The organism is Streptomyces sp. NPDC045021, assembly GCF_056432645.1.
Window position 1 is genome coordinate 544,476 of the sequence record NZ_JBWKIQ010000003.1, and the last position, 20,573, is coordinate 565,048.

General features: G+C 71.8%; 20 protein-coding genes. 11 read left to right on the top strand and 9 right to left on the bottom strand.

Annotated elements, in window-relative coordinates; translation table 11 throughout:
• Nucleotides 1-210 precede the first annotated feature (210 nt).
• The 3 genes from AC07DC_RS13685 (at nt 211) to AC07DC_RS13695 (ending at nt 2,250) form a co-directional block, all read left to right on the top strand.
• The gene (locus tag AC07DC_RS13685; protein WP_478914542.1) at nt 211-687 is read left to right on the top strand and encodes a MarR family winged helix-turn-helix transcriptional regulator; all 477 of its coding nucleotides are present in this window, start codon (nt 211-213) and stop codon (nt 685-687) included.
• Between the two features lie 76 nt (nt 688-763).
• Nucleotides 764-1,348: a cysteine hydrolase family protein gene (locus AC07DC_RS13690; protein WP_478914543.1), complete on the top strand. Its 585-nt coding sequence runs from the start codon at nt 764-766 to the stop codon at nt 1,346-1,348.
• Nucleotides 1,345-2,250 (top strand): GlxA family transcriptional regulator, encoded by a 906-nt coding sequence (locus tag AC07DC_RS13695; RefSeq protein ID WP_478914544.1) that lies wholly within the window; start codon nt 1,345-1,347, stop codon nt 2,248-2,250. The genes AC07DC_RS13690 and AC07DC_RS13695 overlap by 4 nt, the downstream gene beginning before the upstream one ends.
• 107 nt (nt 2,251-2,357) lie before the next feature.
• On the opposite strand, the gene AC07DC_RS13700 is transcribed toward AC07DC_RS13695, so the two are convergent.
• The 3 genes from AC07DC_RS13700 to AC07DC_RS13710 form a co-directional block, all read right to left on the bottom strand.
• A complete protein-coding gene (locus AC07DC_RS13700) occupies nt 2,358-2,834 on the bottom strand; it encodes an OsmC family protein (protein ID WP_478914545.1) in 477 nt (158 codons plus the stop codon).
• A gap of 52 nt (nt 2,835-2,886) precedes the next feature.
• The gene (locus AC07DC_RS13705) at nt 2,887-4,995 is read right to left on the bottom strand and encodes a molybdopterin oxidoreductase family protein (protein WP_478914546.1); all 2,109 of its coding nucleotides are present in this window, start codon (nt 4,993-4,995) and stop codon (nt 2,887-2,889) included.
• Between the two features lie 112 nt (nt 4,996-5,107).
• Nucleotides 5,108-5,827 carry a SanA/YdcF family protein gene (locus AC07DC_RS13710; RefSeq protein ID WP_478914643.1) on the bottom strand — a complete coding sequence of 240 codons (720 nt, stop codon included), beginning with the start codon at nt 5,825-5,827 and terminating at the stop codon, nt 5,108-5,110.
• 112 nt (nt 5,828-5,939) lie between these two features.
• Between AC07DC_RS13710 and AC07DC_RS13715 the strand changes: the two genes are divergently transcribed.
• The 3 genes from AC07DC_RS13715 (at nt 5,940) to AC07DC_RS13725 (ending at nt 8,761) form a co-directional block, all read left to right on the top strand.
• On the top strand, nt 5,940-6,401 hold the full coding sequence (locus AC07DC_RS13715; RefSeq protein ID WP_478914547.1) for a gamma-glutamylcyclotransferase family protein: 462 nt from the start codon (nt 5,940-5,942) through the stop codon (nt 6,399-6,401).
• Between the two features lie 75 nt (nt 6,402-6,476).
• Complete coding sequence (locus AC07DC_RS13720) at nt 6,477-7,358, top strand: sirohydrochlorin chelatase (protein ID WP_478914548.1); 882 nt, start codon at nt 6,477-6,479, stop codon at nt 7,356-7,358.
• Between the two features lie 68 nt (nt 7,359-7,426).
• Nucleotides 7,427-8,761: a deoxyguanosinetriphosphate triphosphohydrolase gene (locus AC07DC_RS13725; RefSeq protein WP_478914549.1), complete on the top strand. Its 1,335-nt coding sequence runs from the start codon at nt 7,427-7,429 to the stop codon at nt 8,759-8,761.
• Nucleotides 8,762-8,862: 101 nt separating this feature from the next.
• Here the strand turns inward: AC07DC_RS13725 and AC07DC_RS13730 are convergent, their stop codons facing one another.
• Nucleotides 8,863-9,423, bottom strand: coding sequence for an NAD(P)-dependent oxidoreductase (locus AC07DC_RS13730; RefSeq protein WP_478914550.1), 561 nt, complete (start codon nt 9,421-9,423; stop codon nt 8,863-8,865).
• Between the two features lie 83 nt (nt 9,424-9,506).
• Here AC07DC_RS13730 and AC07DC_RS13735 point away from each other — a divergent pair, with 83 nt between their 5' ends.
• Genes AC07DC_RS13735 through AC07DC_RS13745 form a run of 3 tightly spaced genes read left to right on the top strand, consistent with a single transcriptional unit; the run spans nt 9,507 to nt 11,794 of the window.
• The gene (locus tag AC07DC_RS13735) at nt 9,507-10,007 is read left to right on the top strand and encodes a winged helix-turn-helix transcriptional regulator (protein WP_478914551.1); all 501 of its coding nucleotides are present in this window, start codon (nt 9,507-9,509) and stop codon (nt 10,005-10,007) included.
• A 45-nt stretch (nt 10,008-10,052) separates the two neighbouring features.
• Entirely contained in the window at nt 10,053-11,315 is a 1,263-nt protein-coding gene (locus tag AC07DC_RS13740; protein ID WP_478914552.1) for an NAD(P)/FAD-dependent oxidoreductase, read from the top strand.
• A gap of 35 nt (nt 11,316-11,350) precedes the next feature.
• On the top strand, nt 11,351-11,794 hold the full coding sequence (locus AC07DC_RS13745; protein ID WP_478914553.1) for a GNAT family N-acetyltransferase: 444 nt from the start codon (nt 11,351-11,353) through the stop codon (nt 11,792-11,794).
• Between the two features lie 70 nt (nt 11,795-11,864).
• Here the strand turns inward: AC07DC_RS13745 and AC07DC_RS13750 are convergent, their stop codons facing one another.
• Entirely contained in the window at nt 11,865-13,775 is a 1,911-nt protein-coding gene (locus AC07DC_RS13750; protein ID WP_478914554.1) for a glycoside hydrolase family 9 protein, read from the bottom strand.
• Nucleotides 13,776-13,894: 119 nt separating this feature from the next.
• On the opposite strand from AC07DC_RS13750, the gene dnaG reads away from it, so the two are divergent.
• Both dnaG and AC07DC_RS13760 read left to right on the top strand, forming a co-directional pair.
• The gene (gene dnaG, locus AC07DC_RS13755) at nt 13,895-15,802 is read left to right on the top strand and encodes a DNA primase (protein ID WP_478914555.1); all 1,908 of its coding nucleotides are present in this window, start codon (nt 13,895-13,897) and stop codon (nt 15,800-15,802) included.
• 293 nt (nt 15,803-16,095) lie between these two features.
• Nucleotides 16,096-17,343 (top strand): RNA polymerase sigma factor, encoded by a 1,248-nt coding sequence (locus AC07DC_RS13760; protein WP_478914556.1) that lies wholly within the window; start codon nt 16,096-16,098, stop codon nt 17,341-17,343.
• Nucleotides 17,344-17,375: 32 nt separating this feature from the next.
• On the opposite strand, the gene AC07DC_RS13765 is transcribed toward AC07DC_RS13760, so the two are convergent.
• The 4 genes from AC07DC_RS13765 to AC07DC_RS13780 form a co-directional block, all read right to left on the bottom strand.
• Nucleotides 17,376-18,377 (bottom strand): hypothetical protein, encoded by a 1,002-nt coding sequence (locus AC07DC_RS13765; RefSeq protein ID WP_478914557.1) that lies wholly within the window; start codon nt 18,375-18,377, stop codon nt 17,376-17,378.
• On the bottom strand, nt 18,374-19,030 hold the full coding sequence (locus AC07DC_RS13770) for a hypothetical protein (RefSeq protein ID WP_478914558.1): 657 nt from the start codon (nt 19,028-19,030) through the stop codon (nt 18,374-18,376). Before AC07DC_RS13770 ends, AC07DC_RS13765 begins: the two co-directional genes overlap by 4 nt.
• Before the next feature lie 105 nt (nt 19,031-19,135).
• Entirely contained in the window at nt 19,136-19,420 is a 285-nt protein-coding gene (locus tag AC07DC_RS13775; RefSeq protein ID WP_478914559.1) for a hypothetical protein, read from the bottom strand.
• Nucleotides 19,421-19,468: 48 nt separating this feature from the next.
• Entirely contained in the window at nt 19,469-20,563 is a 1,095-nt protein-coding gene (locus AC07DC_RS13780) for an NHL repeat-containing protein (protein ID WP_478914560.1), read from the bottom strand.
• Nucleotides 20,564-20,573: the final 10 nt, after the last annotated feature.

The window sequence follows — 20,573 nt, forward strand, 5'->3', positions numbered from 1 at the left end:
GGGCGCCGCGGCCCTGCGCGTGGCCGGCGCGGCGGCCGCCGCACTGGCGGCCCCGCCCGCGCCCGGCCGGGACGGGACGACGGCGGTCACGGGGCCGGACCGGGCGGTCGCGCGACCCATAGATCCCGGATTCAGCCTGCGCGTAGATGATCGGTGCGCAGATTGAATGCCCGGGAACGGCTTACGGCCGGTGAGGACGGGTACGGTCTGATGGTGCCCGCACCTGACGACAGCCCCGGTTTCCTGTTCTGGCGCGCCTCCCTCCACTGGCAGCGCGCCATCGCGGCGACCCTGGCCCCCCTCGATCTCACCCACGCCCAGTTCGTCCTGCTGGCCGGACTGTGGTGGCTCGACGGCCAGGGCGAGCAGCCCAACCAGCTCCAACTGGCCCGGCACAGCGGCACGGACGTGAAGATGACGTCCCAGGTGTTGCGCCGCCTGGAGGACAAGGGCCTGCTCACCCGCGTGACCGACCCCAGCGACACCCGGGCCAAGCGGCTCGGCATCACGCCCGCGGGCGCGCGGCTCGCCACCGAGGCCGTCGCCGCGGTCGAGGCGGCCGACGCGGCGTTCTTCGCCGCGGCGCCGGACCAGAAGGCGCTACTCACCGCGCTGCGCACCCTCGCCGTACCGCCCGCCGCCGTATCGTCCGCCGCGACGACCGCTGTGCCGGCCACCGACGGGTGATCCGTGACCGGATCGGTCCGCATCGAGGCACAATGGTGTCTGTCCCGCGGACCCCGGCGAGGGCCAGGATCGAGGCATGAACAGAGCACTGATCGTCATCGACGTCCAGGAGTCCTTCCGGCAGCGCCCGCTGTGGCAGGCCTCGTCCAACCCCGGCATCGTCGGCCAGGTGAACCGCCTCGTGGCGCACGCCCGCGACGAGGGCGACCTCGTGGTGTGGGTGCTGCACACCGAGCCGGGCACCGGGGGAGTCTTCGACCCGGCCAGTGGCCACGTCCGCCTGATGGAGGGGTTGGAGCCGCTCGACGGTGAGCCGGTGCTCCACAAGACCGCGCACAACGCCTTCACCACCACCAACCTCCAGCAGCTCCTCACCTCGCGCGGGGTCACCGAGGTCATCACCAGCGGCATCCGCACCGAGCAGTGCGTCGAGACGACGACCCGGCTCGCCTCCGACCTCGGCTACGAGGTCACCTTCGTCACGGACGCGACCGCCACCACTCCCTGCGAGCACTGGGACGCGCCGGCCGGCCGCTCGGTCGAGGAGATCCTCGCCGACCCGCTGACCCTGCAGACCGACGACATCATCGCCCGCACCGAATACGCGCTCGCCGGCCGCTTCGCCCGGGTGACCACTGTGAAGGAGCTGACCGGATCGTGACCCGGGTCGTCTTCCTGCTCGTCCCGCACCTGCACCTGTTGGATCTCGCGGGCCCGGCGCAGGTGTTCTCCACCGCAGCCGACTTCGGCTACGCGTACGAGACCGGCTACGTCGCCGAGCAGGAAGACATCCCGACCGCCCAGGGCGTCCCGCTCAGGGCGGGCACGAGCTGGCCCGACCTCACCCCCGACGACCTGGTGATCGTCCCCGGCTGGCGGTCCTGCACGCTGCGACAGAACGGACACCTGCAGGAGGCCACGTTCCAGCGGCTGCGCGACCACCACGCCGCGGGCGGCGTCGTCGCCAGCGTCTGCGCGGGCGCCGACGCCCTCGGCCGCGCCGGCCTCCTCGACGGCCGCCGCTGCACCACCCACCACGACGTGCAGGACGAACTCGCCGTCCGCTACCCGCGCGCCACCGTCGTGCGCGATGTCCTCTACGTGGTCGACGACCGGGTCGTCACCTCCGCCGGCATCGCCAGCGGCATCGACCTCGCGCTGCACCTCGTCGCCGGCCGCCACGGGCCGGGCGCCGCCGCCCGCATCGCCCGCAACATGGTCGTCTACGCCCGGCGCAACGGCGACGCGCAGCAGAGCAGCGCGATGCTCCGGCACCGCGCCCACCTCAGCGACGCCGTCCACCGCGTCCAGGACCTCATCGACGCCCGCTTCTCCGAACACCTCGCCCTCGCCGACCTGGCCGCCACCTCCGGCGTCAGCGAACGCACCCTCACCCGCCGCTTCGGCGAGGCGACCGGCCTCACCCCGCTCCGCTACCAGCACGTCCTCCGCGTCGAGCGCGCCGAACACCTCATCTCCCACGGCTCCACCATCGAATCCGCCGCCCGAGCCGTCGGCTTCGAAGACGCCCGAATGCTCCGCAGACTCCGCGCGAGGGTGTGACGCCTCCGAGGAGCGGACGGGTGTGGCTGAGGTCAGGCGGTGCGAAGCGACGCAGAGAGACACTCCGCACCGCTCTGACCCCGCCGCCACCCACCCGACCCGCCGTGTCAGCCTTCGGCGCGGATCGTGATGGTCGGTTCGTGGCGGACGGGGAAGTTCACCGAGTTGGCGATGAAGCAGGCGCGGTGGGCGGCGTCGTGGAGGGTGGCTGCCTTGTCGGCCATTTCCTTCGAGGCGACCTCGACCTGTGGGCGCAGGACCGCTTCGGTGAAGTGGCCGCCCTCGGGGGTGGTTTCCATCGTGCCGTGCGCGTTGTCCGTGTAGGCGGTGACGGTGACGCCGCCGACGGCGCAGACATGCAGGTAGGAGAGCATGTGGCACTGTGACAGCGCGACGAGGAGCAGCTGCTCGGGGTTCCAGCGGGAGGCGTCGCCGCGGAAGGTCGGGTCGGAGCTGCCGAGGATGGTTGGAACGCCGGCGGCGGAGATCTCGTGGGAGCGGTCGTAGGCACGGTAAGTGCTCGTCCCGGTACCGAGGTTGCCGGTCCAGGTGACCTTGGTGTCATAGGTGTGGGACAGGGACACGGCTGCTCCTTCGGTCTTTCTGCAGGACAGCTCCCACCCTATGTTTCAGCGCTCAGTCCGCCGCCTCCACCCGCACCGCGCACACCTTGAACTCCGGCATCCGGGAAGTGGGGTCGAGGGCCGGGTTGGTGAGGGTGTTGGCGCGGCCCTCGCCCGGCCAGTGGAACGGCATGAAGACGGTGTCGGGGCGGATGGCCGAGCTGACGAGGGCGGGGGCGACGGCGCGGCCCCGGCGGCTGGTGACGGCGACGTCCTCGCCCTCGGCGACACCGAGCCGATCCGCGAGCTGCGGATGGAGCTGCACGAAGGGGCCGGGCGAGGCGGCGTTGAGTTCGCGGACGCGGCGGGTCTGGGCGCCGGACTGGTACTGCGCGAGGACGCGGCCGGTCGTCAGGTACAGCGGGTAGTCGGCGGACGGCTCCTCCGCGGACGGCCGGTGCAGGACCGGGACGAAGCGGGCCCGGCCGTCGGGGGTCGCGAAACGGTCGAGGAAGAGGCGGGGCGTGCCGGGGTGGGGAGCGGGCGGAGCGGCCGGAGCGTCGTCATCCGCAGGTGTCTGCGGGCACGGCCAGAACACGCCGTCCTCCTCCGCGATCCGCCGGTAGGTGATGCCCGAGTAGTCCGCCGGGCCGCCGGCCGACGCGCGGCGCAGCTCGTCGAAGACCTCCTCGGGGTCGGTGGGGAAGCCCTTCTCCCAGCCGAGGCGGGCGGCGAGCCCGTTCAGCACCTCCAGGTCGGTGCGGACCTCCGGCGGCGGGTCGATCGCCTTGCGGCGCAGAATCACCCGGCCCTCCAGGTTGGTGGTCGTGCCGGTCTCCTCCGCCCACTGGGTGACCGGCAGGACGACGTCCGCCATCGCGGTCGTCTCCGACAGGACGACGTCGCAGACCGCGAGGAAGCCGAGCGAGGCGATCCGCTCGGTGATGTGCGCGGCGTTCGGCGCGGAGACGACCGGGTTGGAGCCCATCAGCAGCAGCGCGTGCACGTCCACGCCGAGCGCGTCCAGCAGTTCGTACGCGCTGCGCCCCGGCGCCGGCAGGTCGTCGGGGTCGACGCCCCACACCGCCGCGACGTGTGCGCGCGCCGCCGGGTCGTCCAGCTTGCGGTAGCCGGGGAGTTGGTCGGCCTTCTGGCCGTGCTCGCGGCCGCCCTGCCCGTTGCCCTGCCCGGTGAGGCAGCCGTAGCCGGAGAGCGGCCGGCCCGCGCGGCCGGTGGCGAGGCACAGGTTGATCCAGGCGCTGACGGTGTCGGTGCCCTTGGCCTGCTGCTCGGGGCCGCGCGCGGTGAGCACCATCCCGTCCGGAGTCGCGCAGAACATCCGTACGGCCTCCCGCAGTTGCGGAACCGGCACCCCCGTGATGCGCTCCACCAGCTCCGGCCAGTGCGCCATGACGCCCGGCCGCGCCTCGGCCCAGCCGCTGGTGCGCTCCGCGATGAACTCCTCGTCCAGGTACCCCTCGGCGAGGGCGAGGTGCAGCAGTCCGAGTGCGAGCGCCAGATCGGTGCCCGGCCGGGGCTGCAGATGCAGGTCGGCCTGTTCCGCGGTGCGGGTGCGGCGCGGGTCGACGACGATCAGTGTGCCGCCCCGCTCGCGCAGCTCCGTCAGGTAGCGCAGCGCGGGCGGCATCGTCTCGGCGAGGTTGGAGCCGACGAGGATGACGCAGCCGGTGCGGGCGATGTCCTCCAGCGGGAACGGCAGACCCCGGTCCAGTCCGAAGGCCCGCTGATGGGCGGCGGCCGCCGAGGACATGCAGAAGCGGCCGTTGTAATCGATCTGCGAGGTGCGCAGCACCACACGGGCGAACTTGCCGAGCGCGTACGCCTTCTCGTTCGTCAGCCCGCCGCCGCCGAAGACCCCGACGGCGTCGCGGCCGTGCGCGGCCCGCGTCCGCAGCAGTCCCTCGGCGACCCGGTCCAGCGCCTCGTCCCAGCCGGCCGGCTCCAGCTCGCCGCCGGCGCCGCGGACCAGCGGCCCGGTCAGCCGCGCGCCGCGCGCCAGCACCTCGGGCGCGGTGCGCCCCTTGCCGCACAGCGCGCCCCGGTTCACCGGGAACGCGGGCCGCTCCACGACCTCGACGCCGCCCGCGGGCAGCGCCGCGAGCCCCATGCCGCACTGCAGGGCGCAGTAGGGACAGTGCGTGTCAACGGTGCTCGGGCTCATGCGCCCAGCCTGCGCCGTCCGTGTTTCGCCCCCCTACGCGACGCGGTTACACGGCCGGTACGCGCACCTCAGCGCGCCGCCGGGCGCCCTGTGAGGGCGGGACGGACGCCTGTCAGCGCGCCGCCGCGTCCCCGGTGAGGGCCCGCGTCACGCCCTGCTCCTTGGGCCCGAGGAAGACCGGGTCGGGCTTGACGACCACGTCCAGTGCCGCCTTGGTCGCCGCGACGAGCTCGCGCCCGCCGCCGTAGAACCACGTCGCGTCGTGCGGTTCGTCGACCCCGACGCCGTACCCCTCGACGCCCGCCGCGTCGCACAGCGCCAGCGCCCGCCGGATGTGGAAGCCCTGGCTGACCAGGATCGCCCGGTCCACCCCGAAGATCCGCTTGGCGCGGCTGCAGGAGTCCCAGGTGTCGAATCCCGCGTAGTCCAGGACGACCTTCGACGCGGGCACGCCCTGCTTCTCCAGATAGCCGAGCATCGCGCCCGGCTCGTTGTAGTCGGTGCGGCTGTTGTCGCCGGTCACCAGGATCGCCCGCACCTTGTGCGCCCGGTACAGCTCCGCGCCCGCGTCGAGTCGGTGCGCGAGATACGGCGTCGGCTTCCCGTCCGCCAACCCCGCGCCGAACACCACCGCCACCGGCTCCGACGGTACGTCCGCGACGTCCCGCACCCGCCCGTCGGCCGATGCCTGCAGCCAGGTCGCGGGCAGCAGCGCCAGGACGCAGCAGGCCATCACGGCCTGCACGAGGAGGCGCCGGCCGCGCCGCGTCCTCGGCGGGCGCAGCCTGCGCAGGACGGCGGGCACCGCTGTGCATATCCGGCCCGGCTTCATTTCGGCGGCCCCCACTGGTCGGCTCTGTCGTCCGGATCGACGCGTACGGCGCCGGTACGGTTCCGGGCACGATGGACGCAGCCGCGCCGCCAGCGATGAGAGGACCGCCGCCTTGACCCCGCCGCCCCCGTCCCGACTGCCCTTCTTCGTCTACGGGACGCTGCGTCCCGGCCAGGTCAACCACGCTCTGGTGCAGGGCCGTATCGCGTTCCCGAGACCGGCCGTACTGCCCGGCACGCTGCTGTACGACGGGCCCGGCTACCCATACGCGGTCGCCGCCGCCGACGCCATGGACAAACCCGAGGTGGACGCCGTCCACGGTGAGCTGCTGAACGTCCTGCCGGACCAGTACGACACCGTCCTCGCCGATCTCGACCGGCTGGAGGAGTACGTCCCGGGCGCCCGCGGGAATCTGTACGAGCGGTCGGCGCTGGGCGTGCTCTGCGACGGCCTGCGGTACGAGGCCTGGGTGTATCTCGCGGGGGAGGAGCTGGCCCGGACGCTGCGGGCGTCCGGGCGGATCATCCCGGGCGGCGACTGGATCCGTGCCCGGCAGGCTCACAGGCCGTCCTGACGCTCGTGAGGCCGGGGAAAACACTTGTCACCCCTGTGCAACGCGGGCGCAACCTCCGCACCTCAGGCTCGGTCCATGACGGCGTCGACAGCGCATCCGCAACCGCACCCGGAGTTCGGCCCGGCCCCGGCCGACGGCTTCGGCAGCTTCGACAGTACGGCGCAGCTCTTGAACCGGATCACCGCACAGCTCAGCACCCAGCTCTCCCACGTCACCCTCACCGCGGTCCCGCGCGGCCCGGCGCTGGTCGCCGTGGCGCACGGCAGCCGTGACCCCGAGGCGCGGCGCACCGTGCGCGCGCTCCTCGACCGGGTCCGGGCGCTCCGCCCCGGCCTGCCCGTCCACCTCGGGCACATCGAACTGAACGAGCCGCTGCTCGACGACACGCTCGCCGCGCTCCACGGCGACGTGGTGCTCGTGCCGCTGCTGCTCGGCCACGGCTACCACGTCAAGCAGGACATCCCGCAGGCGCTGGCCCGCGCCCCGCACCTGCGCGGGCTGACCGCCGCGCCGCTCGGCCCGCACCCGCTGCTCGCCGAGACGCTGCACGTGCGCCTCGCGGAGGCCGGCTGGCGCAAGGGCGTACGGCGCGCGGGTGTCGTGCTGGCCGCGGCGGGCTCGCACGACCCCGACTGGCCGGCCGACACCGCCCGCACCGCCGCACTCCTCAGCCGCCGGCTGGGCGGCGTGCCCGTGCTGCCCGCCTACGCCTCCGGCGCGGGACCGTCCGTCGCGGACGCGGTCGGCGAGCTGGCCGCGCGCGGCCACCGGGTCGCGGTCGCCTCGTACTTCACCGCCCCCGGACGGTTCGCCACCCAGAGCTCCGCCGGGGCGCCCTGGATAGCGGCGGCGCCGCTGGGCGCGCACAGCGCCATGGCCCGTCTGGTGCTGCACCGCTACGACCAGGCGCTCGCCGCCGCCGGCCGGGCCGCGCCGCTCCATCTCGCCAGCGCGTAACCCGGCGCGGGGCGGCGGGACAGGTGGCGGCGGCGCGTCTGTCACTGCGGAGCGTTACGGTCACAGGCATGGAAGCGAACTACCGGACCGACGCGGCGGCCGCGCACCTCGGGCCGTACGAGCGGTACGGGCCTTACGGGGACGCCGATACCGACCGTTATGTGACCGAGCCCGACAAGCGGCCGGGCCGCACGGCGTTCCAGCGCGACCGGGCGCGGGTGCTGCACTCGGCGGCGCTGCGCCGGCTGGCGGGCAAGACCCAGGTGGTGGACCCGGGCGCCGCGCTGATGAACACCAGCCCGCGCACCCGCCTCACCCACTCGCTGGAGTGCGCGCAGGTGGGGCGGGAGCTGGGCGCCGCGCTCGGCAGCGACCCGGACCTCATCGAGACCGCGTGCCTGGCGCACGATCTCGGCCATCCGCCCTTCGGGCACAACGGGGAACAGGTGCTGGCAGACGTCGCCGAGGCGTGCGGCGGCTTCGAAGGCAACGCCCAGTCGCTGCGGCTGCTGACCCGGATCGAGCCGAAGCGCTTCATGCGCGACGAGGACGGCACGATGGTGAGCGTCGGCCTCAACCTCACCCGCGCCGCCCTGGACGCGGCCACGAAGTACCCGTGGCCGCGCGGCGGCCACCCCACGAACCCCGCCAGCCCCAAGTTCGGGGCCTACGAGGACGATCTGCCGGTCTTCGACTGGCTGCGCCGGGGCGCGCCCGAGGACCGGCAGTGCTTCGAGGCCCAGGTCATGGACTGGGCCGACGACGTCGCGTACTCGGTGCACGACGTGGAGGACGGCCTGCACGCCGGCCACCTCGACCCGAACCTGCTGCTCGCCGAGCCCGAGCGGGCCGACATCTTCGCCTGCGCCGTCGACCGGTACGCGTCCGACGCCGCCCCGGACGAGCTGGCCGAGGCCCTCGACCGGCTGCTGGAGCAGGCGTGGTGGCCGCATGGCTACGACGGCTCGGCCATCTCCCAGGCCCGGCTGAAGGACGCCACCTCGCAGCTCATCGGCCGGTTCTGCCTGGCCGCCGAGCGCGCCACCCGCGAGGCGTACGGCACGGGGCGGCTCACCCGGTACCGCGCCGAGCTGGTCGTGCCGCGCGAGCAGCGCCTGGAGTGCGCAGTCCTGAAGGCGGTCGCCGACCGGTACGTCATGCAGCGCGCCTCGCAGGAGCGCCGCCGCGCCGAGCAGCGGATCCTCATCGCGGAGCTGGCCGAAGCGCTGCTGGCCCGCGCTCCCGAAGGCCTGGACCCGCAGTTCCGCGGCATCTTCGACGAGGCGACGGACGACGGCGCGCGGCTGCGCGCCGTCGTCGACCAGATCGCCTCGCTCACCGACGCGACGGCCACGGCGCTGCACGCCCGGCTCACGACGGGCCGGTCCGCACGGCTGCTGTGAGGCGGCCGTGACGCAGGTGGATGCTGCGACCGCCGTGGCCGCTGACGCCGTACCGCATCGGTGGCTCCCACGACCGCCGTGGCCGCTGTGTCGCTACCTGCTCAGCCGCCGGCCGGAACGGCCGTGCGGTGGTGCTTCGGTGTCTCGATCTCGTCGAGGATCTCCACGGCCAGCCGTTCGCGGTCGATCTCCATCGGCGGCATCATCAGCAGCCAGTCGACCTCCGGTCCCGCGCCCCGCAGCAGTTCGAGCTCCGCCGCCCGCGCGAGCGAGAACTCCCGGCCCTCCGCCGGGAATCCGGGGGTGTCCAACACCATCAGGCCCGGCTCGACCTCACGGGTCGAGACCACGCCGACCACCAGCAGGCGCGTCGCTCCCACCCCCGCGAGGAGCGCCCGCGCCGCCGCCGGGTAGAGCTGGTCGGCGGGCGTCAGCGCCGTGTAGACGGAGCCGACCACCACGTCGTGGTCCGCGGCGACCGCCGCGACGCCGGCCGGGTCGGTGATGTCACCGGCGACGAGCGTCACCCCGGCGCCGGCCAGCTCCGGATACTTCGCCGGATCCCGCACCACCGCCGTCACCTGGTGCCCGCGACCTGTCGCCTGCGCCACCACCAGACGCCCCAGCTGCCCACCCGCACCGAATACCGCGATCCTGCTCATAACGGCCTCCCGTTCTCGACTGCGGGGACCGTAACCGCCGACCTGCCGGTTACCGCAACGAAACCGGCTCTACGCTGGGACAGATGACCACGCAGACCGTGCAGACCACCGCCGGGACACCAGCGCAGATCACCACCGCAACACCCGCCCGGGCCACCACGGCAACACCCGCGCAGCGCGCCGCCCCGGAGCCGCTGCGGCCCGACATGTTCTCCCCGGAGTGTCCCAGCAGGGCAACGCCCTTCCGCGTCGGCGACAAATGGGCCGGGATGATCATGATGTGCCTGGAGGACGGCCCGCGCCGCTTCTCCGAGCTCAGGGTCCCGCTGCACGCCATCACCCCCAAGGTGCTCGCCGAATCCCTGCGCGCCCTGGAGCGCGACGGCATCGTGACCCGAACCGCCTACGACGAGAACCCGCCCCGTGTCGAGTACGAGCTGACCGGTCTCGGACGTACTCTTTTCGCGCCCATCGCGGCCACCTGCGACTGGGCCCGCGAGCACCTGTCCGAAGTACTGCGGGCGCGCGAGGCATACGAGGGGCGCTTTGTCGACTCGGCGCGGCGCTCTTCCCGCCAGGCGTGACGTAAGGGACGCTCGCAGGTACGGCATCTGTTGGGGAGGCGCACAGTGGTGGACGCAGACCAGACCATCGTCATCGTCGGAGCGGGACTCGCCGGCGCCAAGGCGGCGGAAACCCTCCGGTCGGAGGGCTTCACCGGGCGGGTGATCCTGATCGGCGACGAGCGCGAGCACCCGTACGAGCGGCCACCCCTGTCCAAGGGCTTTCTGATCGGCAGCGCGGAACGTGACTCGGTCTTCGTCCAGCAGACGGCCTGGTACGCCGAGCACGACATCGAGCTGCACCTCGGCCAGCCGGTCGTGCACCTCGACCCCGCGGCCAGGACCGTGCGGCTCGGAGACGGCACCGTCCTGCCGTACGACAAACTGCTGCTCGCCACCGGCGCCGAGCCGCGCCGGCTCGACATCCCCGGTACCGAGCTGGCCGGCGTCCACCACCTGCGGCGGCTCTCGCACGCGGAGCGCCTCAAGCACGTGCTGACCTCGCTCGGCCGCGAGAACGGCCATATCGTCATCGCCGGAGCGGGCTGGATCGGCCTGGAGGTCGCCGCCGCCGCGCGAGGCTACGGCGCCGAGGTCACCATCGTGGAGCCGGAACCGACGCCGCTGTACTCGGTGCTAGGCCCCGAGCTCGGCGGGGTCTTCGCCGATCTGCACCGCGAGCACGGCGTCCGGTTCCACTTCGGCGCGCGGCTCTCCGAGATCTCCGGCCAGGACGGCATGGTCCTGGCCGCCGTCACCGACGACGGCCAGGAACACCCCGCCCATGACGTGCTGGCCGCGATCGGCGCCGCCCCGCGCACCGCGCTCGCCGAGGCCGCCGGGCTGACCCTCGCCGACCGGTCGGCGGGCGGCGGTATCGCCGTGGACCCGTCGCTGCGCACCTCGGACCCCCACATCTACGCGGCCGGCGACGTCGCCAACATCGAGCACCCGCTGTCGGGCGGCCGGCTGCGCGTCGAGCACTGGGCCAACGCCCTCAACAGCGGCCCGGCCGCCGCCCGCGCCATGCTCGGCCGGGACGTCAGCTACGACCGGGTCCCGTACTTCTTCTCCGACCAGTACGACCTGGGCATGGAGTTCTCCGGCCATGCCCCGCCCGGCAGCTACGACCAGGTGGTGTGCCGGGGCGATGTCGGCAAGCGCGAGTTCATCGCCTTCTGGCTCAGCGAGGGCCGCGTCCTGGCCGGGATGAACGTCAACGTCTGGGACGTCACCGACCCGATCCAGCAGCTGATCCGCTCGGGCCGCACCGTCGACCCCGACCGGCTGTCCGACCCCACCGTCCCGCTAGCCTCCTTCCTGGAATGACCGAAGCACCGGACTGACCAGCGGAGGACCACGTCATGCGCACGGCCGTCGTACCCGTCGAGGAGATCTTCGAGCTGCGCTGGGCGGTGCTGCGCACTGGCATGCCCCGCGAGACGGCGATCTACCCGGAGGACTCCCGCGAGTCCACCTTCCACGTCGCGGCCTACGACGACGAGGGCGTGGTCCGGGCGTGCGTCACCTTCTTCCCGGACACGCTGCCCGGCGAGGGCGCCGCCGCATACCGCTTCCGCGGTATGGGCAGCGCCCCCGAGGTGCGCGGCCAGGGGTACGGCGCGGGCGTGCTGCAGGCCGGCCTCTCCGAGGCCACTGCCCGCGGCGCCGAGCTGGTGTGGTGCAACGGCCGTACGTCCGCCCTGGGCTTCTACGAGCACCTCGGGTTCACCGCGACCGGTGAGGAGTTCGTCGTCGAACCGAGCGGACCGCACTTCATCTTCATGATCAAGACCGCGGATTCGTGATCAAGGCAGCGGGTTCCTGATCAAGGCAGCAGGTTCCTGATCAAGGCTGCGGGTTCCTGAAGACTGCGGGTCAGCTCGACAGGTAGAAGGCCAGCAGCCCCGAGGCGTCCATGTCGAGCGCGGGCTCGGAGCTCTGCCAGGACCGGACGTCGTCGACATAGCGACTTCCGTGCCCGGTGAAGGATCCGAACGGGTCCGCGCCGCCGGCCGGGCACTTGCGCATGGCGTCCAGGTAGTCGCCCAGCCCGTCGGCGAACTGCGCGGTCCCGTTGGGACCGTTGACGATCGCACCGGTGTCCACCGGCGCCTTGCCGTCCAGGCTTCCGGCGAGGTTCCCGAGCTGCCCCGCGGTGCACTTGGGGTAGGTGGTGCCCGAGCCGACCATGAAGGACGTGCCCCAGGCGTTGGCGCCGAGCAGCCAGTCGAGCTGCTGGACGGCGAACCGGTTGACGGACGTGTCGCCGGTCAGCCCCCGGTACAGCCGGGTGGTGGCCGCGAGGCCGAGGGTGTGCGAGTCGGCGTCGAAGTCGTTGTAGACCGCGCCGGCGTGGAACGGGTCCTTGGCGGCGCGGGCCTGCCCCGAGGCGATCTGCGCCTTGAGGTTCGCGACCAGCGTGTCGTACGTGACCGGGAGCCCGGACGGGTTCCCGGCGGCCTTGATGGCGCGAGCCAGGTCCGTGTAGGCGAGCGCGCTCGTGTCGTACATGTTGAGCGTGTCGCCGGTCGTGCCGTACGCCTTCGCCCAGGCCGCCGACTGCTGGAGCCAGTCGGCGGCGCGGGAGTCGCCCAGCTGCTGCGCGGCCAGCGCCAGCTCGGCGCCGCCGAAGGCCAGGTCGTCCTGCCAGCTGGTCTCGGGGTAGTACGCGTACGGGACGGTCGTGACGAGCTTGCCGGGGTGGGTGTCCGCGAGGGCGTAGACCTGCGCCGCTGCCGTCAGATACCCCTTGGCCTTCGCGGGGTCGGAGGCGGCGTAGCGCTGCGCGCCGAGCGCGAAGTCGGCGGCGAGGCGGCCGGCCTGGTTGGGGCTGAGCTTGGAGCCGGGAGCGCCGGCCCGGAACACCGGGCGGTTGCGCAGGAACGGGTTCGCGGTGTCGGAGTCGTCCTTCTGCGGCAGCCGCCAGGTGTCGTGGTCGCCGACGACGCTGCCGCTGTCGGTGCCGGAGCCGAGGCCGACCTGGATGTAGAGCGTCTTGGTGTCGCCGTCCCACATCTTGTCGAGCCAGTCCAGGCCGTGCTGCGCCTCGGCGCCGAGCGCGGAGGCGGGGGAGGCGCCGGTCTCGCGGGCCGCGATCTGCAGGGCGGCGTCGGCGTAGGTCGTGGTCTCGGTGAACTTCAGGTAGTCGCCCGCGTCGAACCAGCCGCCCTCGGCGTCGACGGTGCCGCCGATCTTGGTGGGTGCCTTGGCGATGGTGTCGCCGTCGCTGCTGGTGAAGGACGGCCAGTTGTAGACGGTGGCATGCGCGTCGTTCAGATGGGACGGCTTGCGTTGCAGCGACCCGGGGATGGTGTCGCGGCCGTCGCGCTGGGCCTGGAAGAAGGCGGTGGCATCGGCGGCGGGCTTGGCGTAGACGTCCTTGGCGCTGCCGATGGTGAAGGTGGGCGAGGCGCCGGTGGCCGCGCCGCTGACCACCAGGTGGTAGCTGCCGGCGGCCTTCACGGAGCTGAAGTCGATCAGGTAGACGGCCGGATAGGCGGCGTTCCAGCTGCCCTGGCTGGCGCCGGTCTTCCCGGTGGCGGCGGTGGCGCCGTTGCTGTCGAGCAGCTTCCAGGTGGCGCCCGAGACGGCGCCCTTCGCCAGCAGGAACGCCTCCTTGGCGCCGCTGCCGTCGTAGCCGACCTGGTTGACCCGGACCTGTCCGGTGGTGGCGGCCTCGGCGGTACCCGCGCCGCCGCTGAGCAGGGCCGCGACGACACCGGCGGCGGCCGTGGCCGCTCCTGCCGCCATGCCGAGCCCGCGTCGTCGACTGTGCTTGTGGGGCATGCGCCCACCTTTCGTCGGTACCGCACTCCATTAGTAAAGATTCTTAACAATTGGGGAAGCTAGTGGGTGCCCGCGCCGGAGGTCAAGAGTCTGTCGTAGCTGGGCCGTAGACTTCACGGGTGGCAGGCAGGATCAAGGATGAGGACGTCAAGGCGGTCCGGGACGCGGTCCCGATCGACGCCGTCATCTCGGAGTACCTGCAGCTCAAGAGCGCGGGCGGGGGGAACCTGAAAGGGCTCTGCCCCTTTCATGATGAAAAGTCACCGTCGTTCCAGGTAAGTCCCTCGAAGGGGCTCTTCTACTGCTTCGGCTGCCAAGAAGGCGGCGACACGCTCGACTTCGTCATGAAGCTCGACCACCTCTCCTTCTCCGAGGCCGTCGAGCGGTTGGCCGCCAAGACCGGCATCGTGCTGCGGTACGACGAGGGCGGGTACAACCCCGGCCGCCAGCAGGGCGAGAAGATCCGGCTCATCGAGGCGCACAGGATCGCGGCGCAGTTCTACCTCGAGCAGCTCGGCAGCGCCGAGGCCGAGATCGGCCGCAAGTTCCTCACCGAGCGCGGCTTCGACCAGGCCGCCGCCGAGCACTTCGGCGTCGGATACGCGCCCGCCGGCTGGGACCACCTCATCCGCTTCCTGCGCGGCAAGGGCTTCACCGACAAGGAGCTGCTCACCTCCGGCCTGGCCAGCGAGGGCCGCCGCGGGGCGATCGACCGCTTCCGCGGCCGGCTGATCTGGCCGATCCGCGACATCACCGGCGAGGTGATCGGCTTCGGCGCCCGCAAGCTCCGCGAGGACGACAACGGGCCGAAGTACCTCAACACCCCCGAGACGCCGCTCTACAAGAAGTCGCACGTGCTCTACGGCATCGACCTCGCCAAGAAGGAGATCGCCAAGACCGGCAAGGCCGTCGTCGTCGAGGGGTACACCGACGTCATGGCCTGCCATCTCGCGGGCGTCACCACCGCCATCGCCACCTGCGGCACCGCCTTCGCCGAGGACCACATCAAGATCCTCCGGCGGCTGCTGATGGACAACTCCAGCTCGCACGTCGTCTTCACCTTCGACGGGGACGCGGCCGGCCAGCGGGCCGCGCTGCGCGCCTTCGAGGACGACCAGAAGTTCGCGGCCCGTACCTCCATCGCGATCAGCCCCGGCGGTATGGACCCCTGCGAGCTGCGGCTCGCCGACGGTGACGCGGCCGTGCGCAACCTCGTCGAGCACTCCTCCCCGCTCTTCGAGTTCGCCATCCGCAGCGCCGTCGCCCGGCACAACACCGACACCGCTGAGGGCCGCGCCGCGGCCCTGGAGGAAGCCGCACCGATCGTCGCCGGAATCAAGGACAGCTCCATCCAGCACGAGTACGCGGTGTCGCTCGCCTCCAAGCTCGGCATCCTGGACGAGCAGTTCGTCGTCCGCCGGGTCTCCCAGCTCGCCCGCTGGGCCCGCGACCGCGGCCAGCGCGGCCCGGAGCCGCGGCGTCAGCAGGGTCAGGGCTCCGGCGGTGCGGGCCAGGGCGTCACCCGCCCCCAGCCGCCGCGCGGGCCGCGGTTGGATCTGCGCAGCCCCTCCCACCGGGTGGAGCGCGAGCTGCTCAAGCTCGCCCTGCAACACCCGCACCTGGTCTCCCCGGCCTTCGACGCCTACGGCGAGGACGAGTTCACCGCCCCGCCGTACGCCGCCGTCCGGCACGCCATCGCCGAAGCCGGCGGCACCGAGCACGCGGACGAAGGCTTCCTGGCCCGCGTCCGGGACGTCGCCCCGGACGACACCGTCCGGATCCTCGTCACCGAGCTGGCCGTCGAGGCGACCCACACCCGGCGGGCTCCCGACGAGGTCTACGCGGGCATGCAGCTCGTCGCCGTCCGGCTGCAGGCCGTCGAGCGCCGCATCGGCGAGGTCCGCGCCAATCTGACCCGGCTCGGTCCGCGCGCCGGGGCGGATGATCTCAGCGCCGTGCAGAGCGAGTTGTGGGCGCTGCAGCAGTACGGCCAGCGGCTGCGCGAGCAGGGCACCGCGGCTCTGTAGGCCCGTCTCCCGGCGCCCCGCCGGCCGTTCACGATGCGGTGATGGATCGAACGCACCCCGTGACATTGGCCCGAAAAATGCGGCGCACGACCCTCGTGGCGGGGGTGTGCCGTACGCCACACTGGGTGGCGGTGCCTGAGTCCTCGGAGCGCGGAATACCGGATTCTGCAAACAGAGATGCGACCGGTGATCCGCAAACGGCGAACTCCCGGACGGACAGCGGCCAGGCCGCGACCGTCCCAATGCCGCGCGTCTCCGAGTCCGTGACTGTGCTCACCATGGAGGTCGCTCCCGTGCAGACCCACCCCCTGACGACCCTGGCCGAGGCGGTCCTGTCGGAACCCGAGGCCGAGCTGAGGGAGAGGGTCCCGGAGCAGAACCACGCGGCCACTCACCCGGAAGCGGACGACGTCCTGGATTCGGAGCCGCCGGAGCCGCTGGAGCCGCCGGGGCTGCTGGAGCCGCCGGAGTCGTCGGAGGTCGGGGACCCCGCGCCCGGCGCACCCCGGGAGGCCCGTGCAGTCCGCGGATCCCGTGAATCCCGCGGATCCACGCTCGGGGACCCAGACGCCAGGGACCCCGATGACGAGGCCGACGACCGGGAGCGCCGGTCGCGCGAGGAGGCGGCGGGCCCGTCCGCCGATCTCTTCCGGCAGTACCTGCGGGAGATCGGCCGTATACCGCTGCTGACCGCGGTCGAGGAGGTCGAACTGGCCCGCCGGGTCGAGGCCGGCCTCTTCGCCGAGGAGAAGCTGAACAACTTCCCGGATCTGGACTCCCAGCTCGCCGTCGACCTCGACCGGCTGGTGGTCAACGGCCGGATGGCCAAACGGCGGCTGATCGAGGCAAACCTGCGGCTCGTCGTCTCGGTCGCCAAGCGCTACGTCGGACGCGGTCTGACCATGCTCGACCTCGTCCAGGAGGGCAACCTCGGCCTGATCCGCGCCGTCGAGAAGTTCGACTATGCCCGCGGCTACAAGTTCTCGACGTACGCGACCTGGTGGATACGCCAGGCCATGAGCCGCGCCCTGGCCGACCAGGCACGCACCATCCGTGTCCCCGTGCACGTCGTCGAACTGATCAACCGCGTCGTCCGCGTCCAGCGCCGCCTCCTGCAGGAGCAGGGCTACGAGCCGAGCACCGAACAGGTCGCCACCCACCTCGAACTCTCCGAGGAGCGCGTCACCGAAGTCCTGCGCCTGGCCCAGGAACCGGTCTCCCTGCACGCCCCGGTCGGCGAGGAGGATGACGTCGCCCTCGGCGACCTCATCGAGGACGGCGACGCCACGTCCCCCGTCGAATCCGCCGCGTTCCTCCTCCTGCGCGAGCACCTCGAAGCGGTGCTCTCCACCCTCGGCGAACGCGAACGCAAGGTCGTCCAACTCCGCTACGGCCTCGCCGACGGCCGCCCCCGCACGCTGGAGGAGATCGGCCGCATCTTCGGCGTAACCCGCGAACGCATCCGCCAGATCGAGTCCAAAACCCTCAACAAACTCCGCGACCACGCCTTCGCAGACCAACTCCGCGGCTACCTGGACTGATCGCGGGGCCCGCCCGGAAAGCGGCTGCCCGGTCAGCGCACGATGGTCTGGATCTCCCGCACCTGGACGTTCTTCGTGTCGTTGAGCGTGCCTTCCGGCAGCTTTCCGCCTGCCCCGTCGGTGCCTTTCCATTCGATGCGCCACGTAATGGACGCATTGAGCGGGAAGGTGGCGCCCGGCTGGGTCATGCGCTGGTACAGGACACCGCAGGACGGATTTCCGGTTGATCCCGCGGTGTAGGCCGTACCGATATTGCCGTCGGCGTCGATGGGGCAGTCACCCGAGGCGGGGAACAGCGCGGCATCCGGAGTTCCGGGCTCCAGGTGGAGCGCGACGGGAGTAGCGGTCGTGGTCGCCCAAAGATTGGTGCCGGGAAGCGAGGCATGGACGGAAACCGGCTTGAACTTACCGCCGGTCTGCCAGATCCAGGTCGGCAGATTGACCGTCTGCTGCCCGTCCGGGCTCAGCCGGACCGCGACCGGCGGAATCGGCAGCTCCTTGTACGCGTACTGGGCCATGACCTCGGGGCTGATGGCCATCGGCACCTTCGGAGTGGTTTTCGCGTCGGCCCAGAAAACACCCTGGCAGGCCTCCGTCGCCGGATCACCCGCACGCTTGGGATTCTTCACCGGCGCCCACCACATGCCGTCCTTGCCGACGTTGTAGTCCCCGTACATCGCACCGAACGGCTTGAGGCCGAAGCCCAGCAGGCCCAGCGCGGTGTCCAGGAAGTCCCCGACTCCCTTGAGCTGCTCCGGCGTCCATTCGGGCTCCCACCAGCACGCCGGCGGCGTCCAATTCCCGGACGGCACGACATCGGCCGTGCTCGTCCCGCCATGTCGGCTCCTGCCACCGTCGATCACAATGCGGGTCTGCACACCGGCGGTGAGCTTGCTGCTGTCGGCGCCGCCCTTGGTACTGCCGTCTCCCTTGTCATCCCCGAATCCGCCACCGGCGTACGCGGTCCCCGCCATGAGAGTCGACACCAGGACCCCCGCCACGAGGACGGTCCCCAGCCGCCGTTGAGTGGTCACGGAAGGCACGGCTTGCCACCCCTCTGGGAAGAGGTCGTCGTGGTCTGCCAGACGCCCTGCTTGTTCTTGTCCAGTCGCGCGGTGTAACTGACATACGACTGGGGATCGCTGACACTGCCGCCGCCCGTCTTCTTCCCGGTCTTTCGATCCTTGGCGAAGGCCTTGGTCTCATCCGAGCAGTAGGCCAGCCCAACCCCTCCCTCGCTGAAGAAGGTCAGGCGCGGGTTGAAATACCTGACCGCACCGGTGAGGGAGACACCCCGCTTGAGAGCCCGGTCGATGAACAGCACGGACGAGGCCAGGGCATCGCCCGACAGGTAGAAGCGGATCGCGGGAGTGTCCGCCTTCCCTCTGGCCGCACCTTCGTCGACAGCGCGAGAACCCTCCGCACTGTCCTGGAGCACGGCGTCCTTCTTCGGATCGCCGGTCTTCCAGTTGTCGAAGGTGTCGACGAGATCGGCGGGCAGCGTGATCGTCGGCCGCGTCACCCCCGGTGTCGAGGTGGGCGCCGCCGACGTTGTCGTCGGGGCTGCGGTCGGAACACCCGAGATCCCGGCGGGATCCTTGGAGTCGCTGCTGCCGCCACAGGCGGTCAGAGCGACAGCCGTGGCCATCGTGAGGGCGGCGGCTATGGGACGAGTGGTGCGGGTCACGATGTAGATCCCCCGTGTGATGCGCGGACAGAGCACAAGGACCCAACGCTACCTGTGCCGCCTGAGCACGAATACGGGGCCCTCATCGACCTTGATCGGCGCGGTTCAGCCCGCGGGCTTCGGGGCGCTCATCTTTGCCTGCTTCTTCTGGGCTTCGGTGACCAGGCGGTTCTCCTCCGCCGGATAGGAGTCGAAGAGCCGTCCCAGCGCGCCCATCCGGCCCTGGATGTCATTGCCCCAGGTGTCCGCCGCGGTTCCCACCCATGTTTCGCATCCTATGAGGGCGTTGACGCTCTTTATCGCGGCACGGATGGCGGCGGCCGAGGTCTCGATCTTGTTCATGTCCTGGCGGCAGAGGGTGCCGAGCTTGTCCTCGTCGGGAATTCCCATGGTGTTTCCTTTCCATGTCTTCACACGGCGGAATGCGAACAGTTGACGTTATGCGACGCGGATCTGCAGGACGTAGTCCGCCAGTCCGCCAAGAACGAGGCTGCCCGACCGATAGGTCATGGCCTCGGGAAGTGCACACGGAAGTCGCAGTGCGACCACCGGCTGAGGGATACGGCAGGGCTTCGTGGGTTCGATGCCGGATTTCTCGTGGGCGATGAGATCCGCTGTACCGGAATGGAGATGCAGGACCGCGCCGTTGTCGCCCGACGCGTCGTAGACCTGGGCGAAGATCCCGTTCGCGCCGTCGCCGGTCAGCCACCGGACCTTGAGGGCGGCGGGCGCTCCCGGCATCCCGTCGATCGCCGCCGGCAGTTGGAGCTTGCTCAGGCTGCCGTCGGCGCGGACGGCCAGCACGTCGCTGAGACGTCCGTGGGCGCGCTCGGGCACCTCGGGGGAGACATAGGCGGTGCCGGCCGCGTCCACCGCGCTGTCCCGGCCGATCTGGAGCGGGTGGCCGTCGGCGCTCTTTCCGGTGGTGCGGTAGAGCTGTTTGAGGGTGCCGTTCCTGAGCGCCCACAGGACGTCCTGGTCGCCGATCAGGACGGTGCCGTCGGGGGCGACGCCGAACGGGCTCGGTCCGGCGAAGTGGAATCCGGCGGCGGGAACCGACGAGGGCACGGGGCCGCCCGGGGTGCGGGCCGTTCCGGCAGCCCCGGCCAGCACCGACACGGTGCCGTCCGGAGCGATCCTCTTCACCTGGGCGGCGTCGACGAACACCAGCGAGCCGTCCGGTAGGGCGACCAGGCCGGAGGCACGGGTGGTGCCGGCCTTCGTGGCTCCCTCGATCGTCGACACCGTCCGATCGGGCTTGAGCCGGACCACCTTGTCGGCGAGCGCATAGACGCTTCCGTCCGGGCCGGTTGTCATGCCGGCCGGGACGGTGACTCCGCCGAAACCGTAGAACGCCACGTCCCGCACGGCGGCATCGCGGCCGCCGTCCGAGAAGTCCAGCAGCGCGGCGGCCTGGCCCGGGGCGGGCGCGGTCCACCGGTCGTCGGTGGCGCCGCCCCCACTGCCACAGGCGGCGGCCGTGCCGACGAGAGCGGCCACGGCCAGGCCGGCCAGCAACCCACGCTGCTTCATGGGGGAGCGC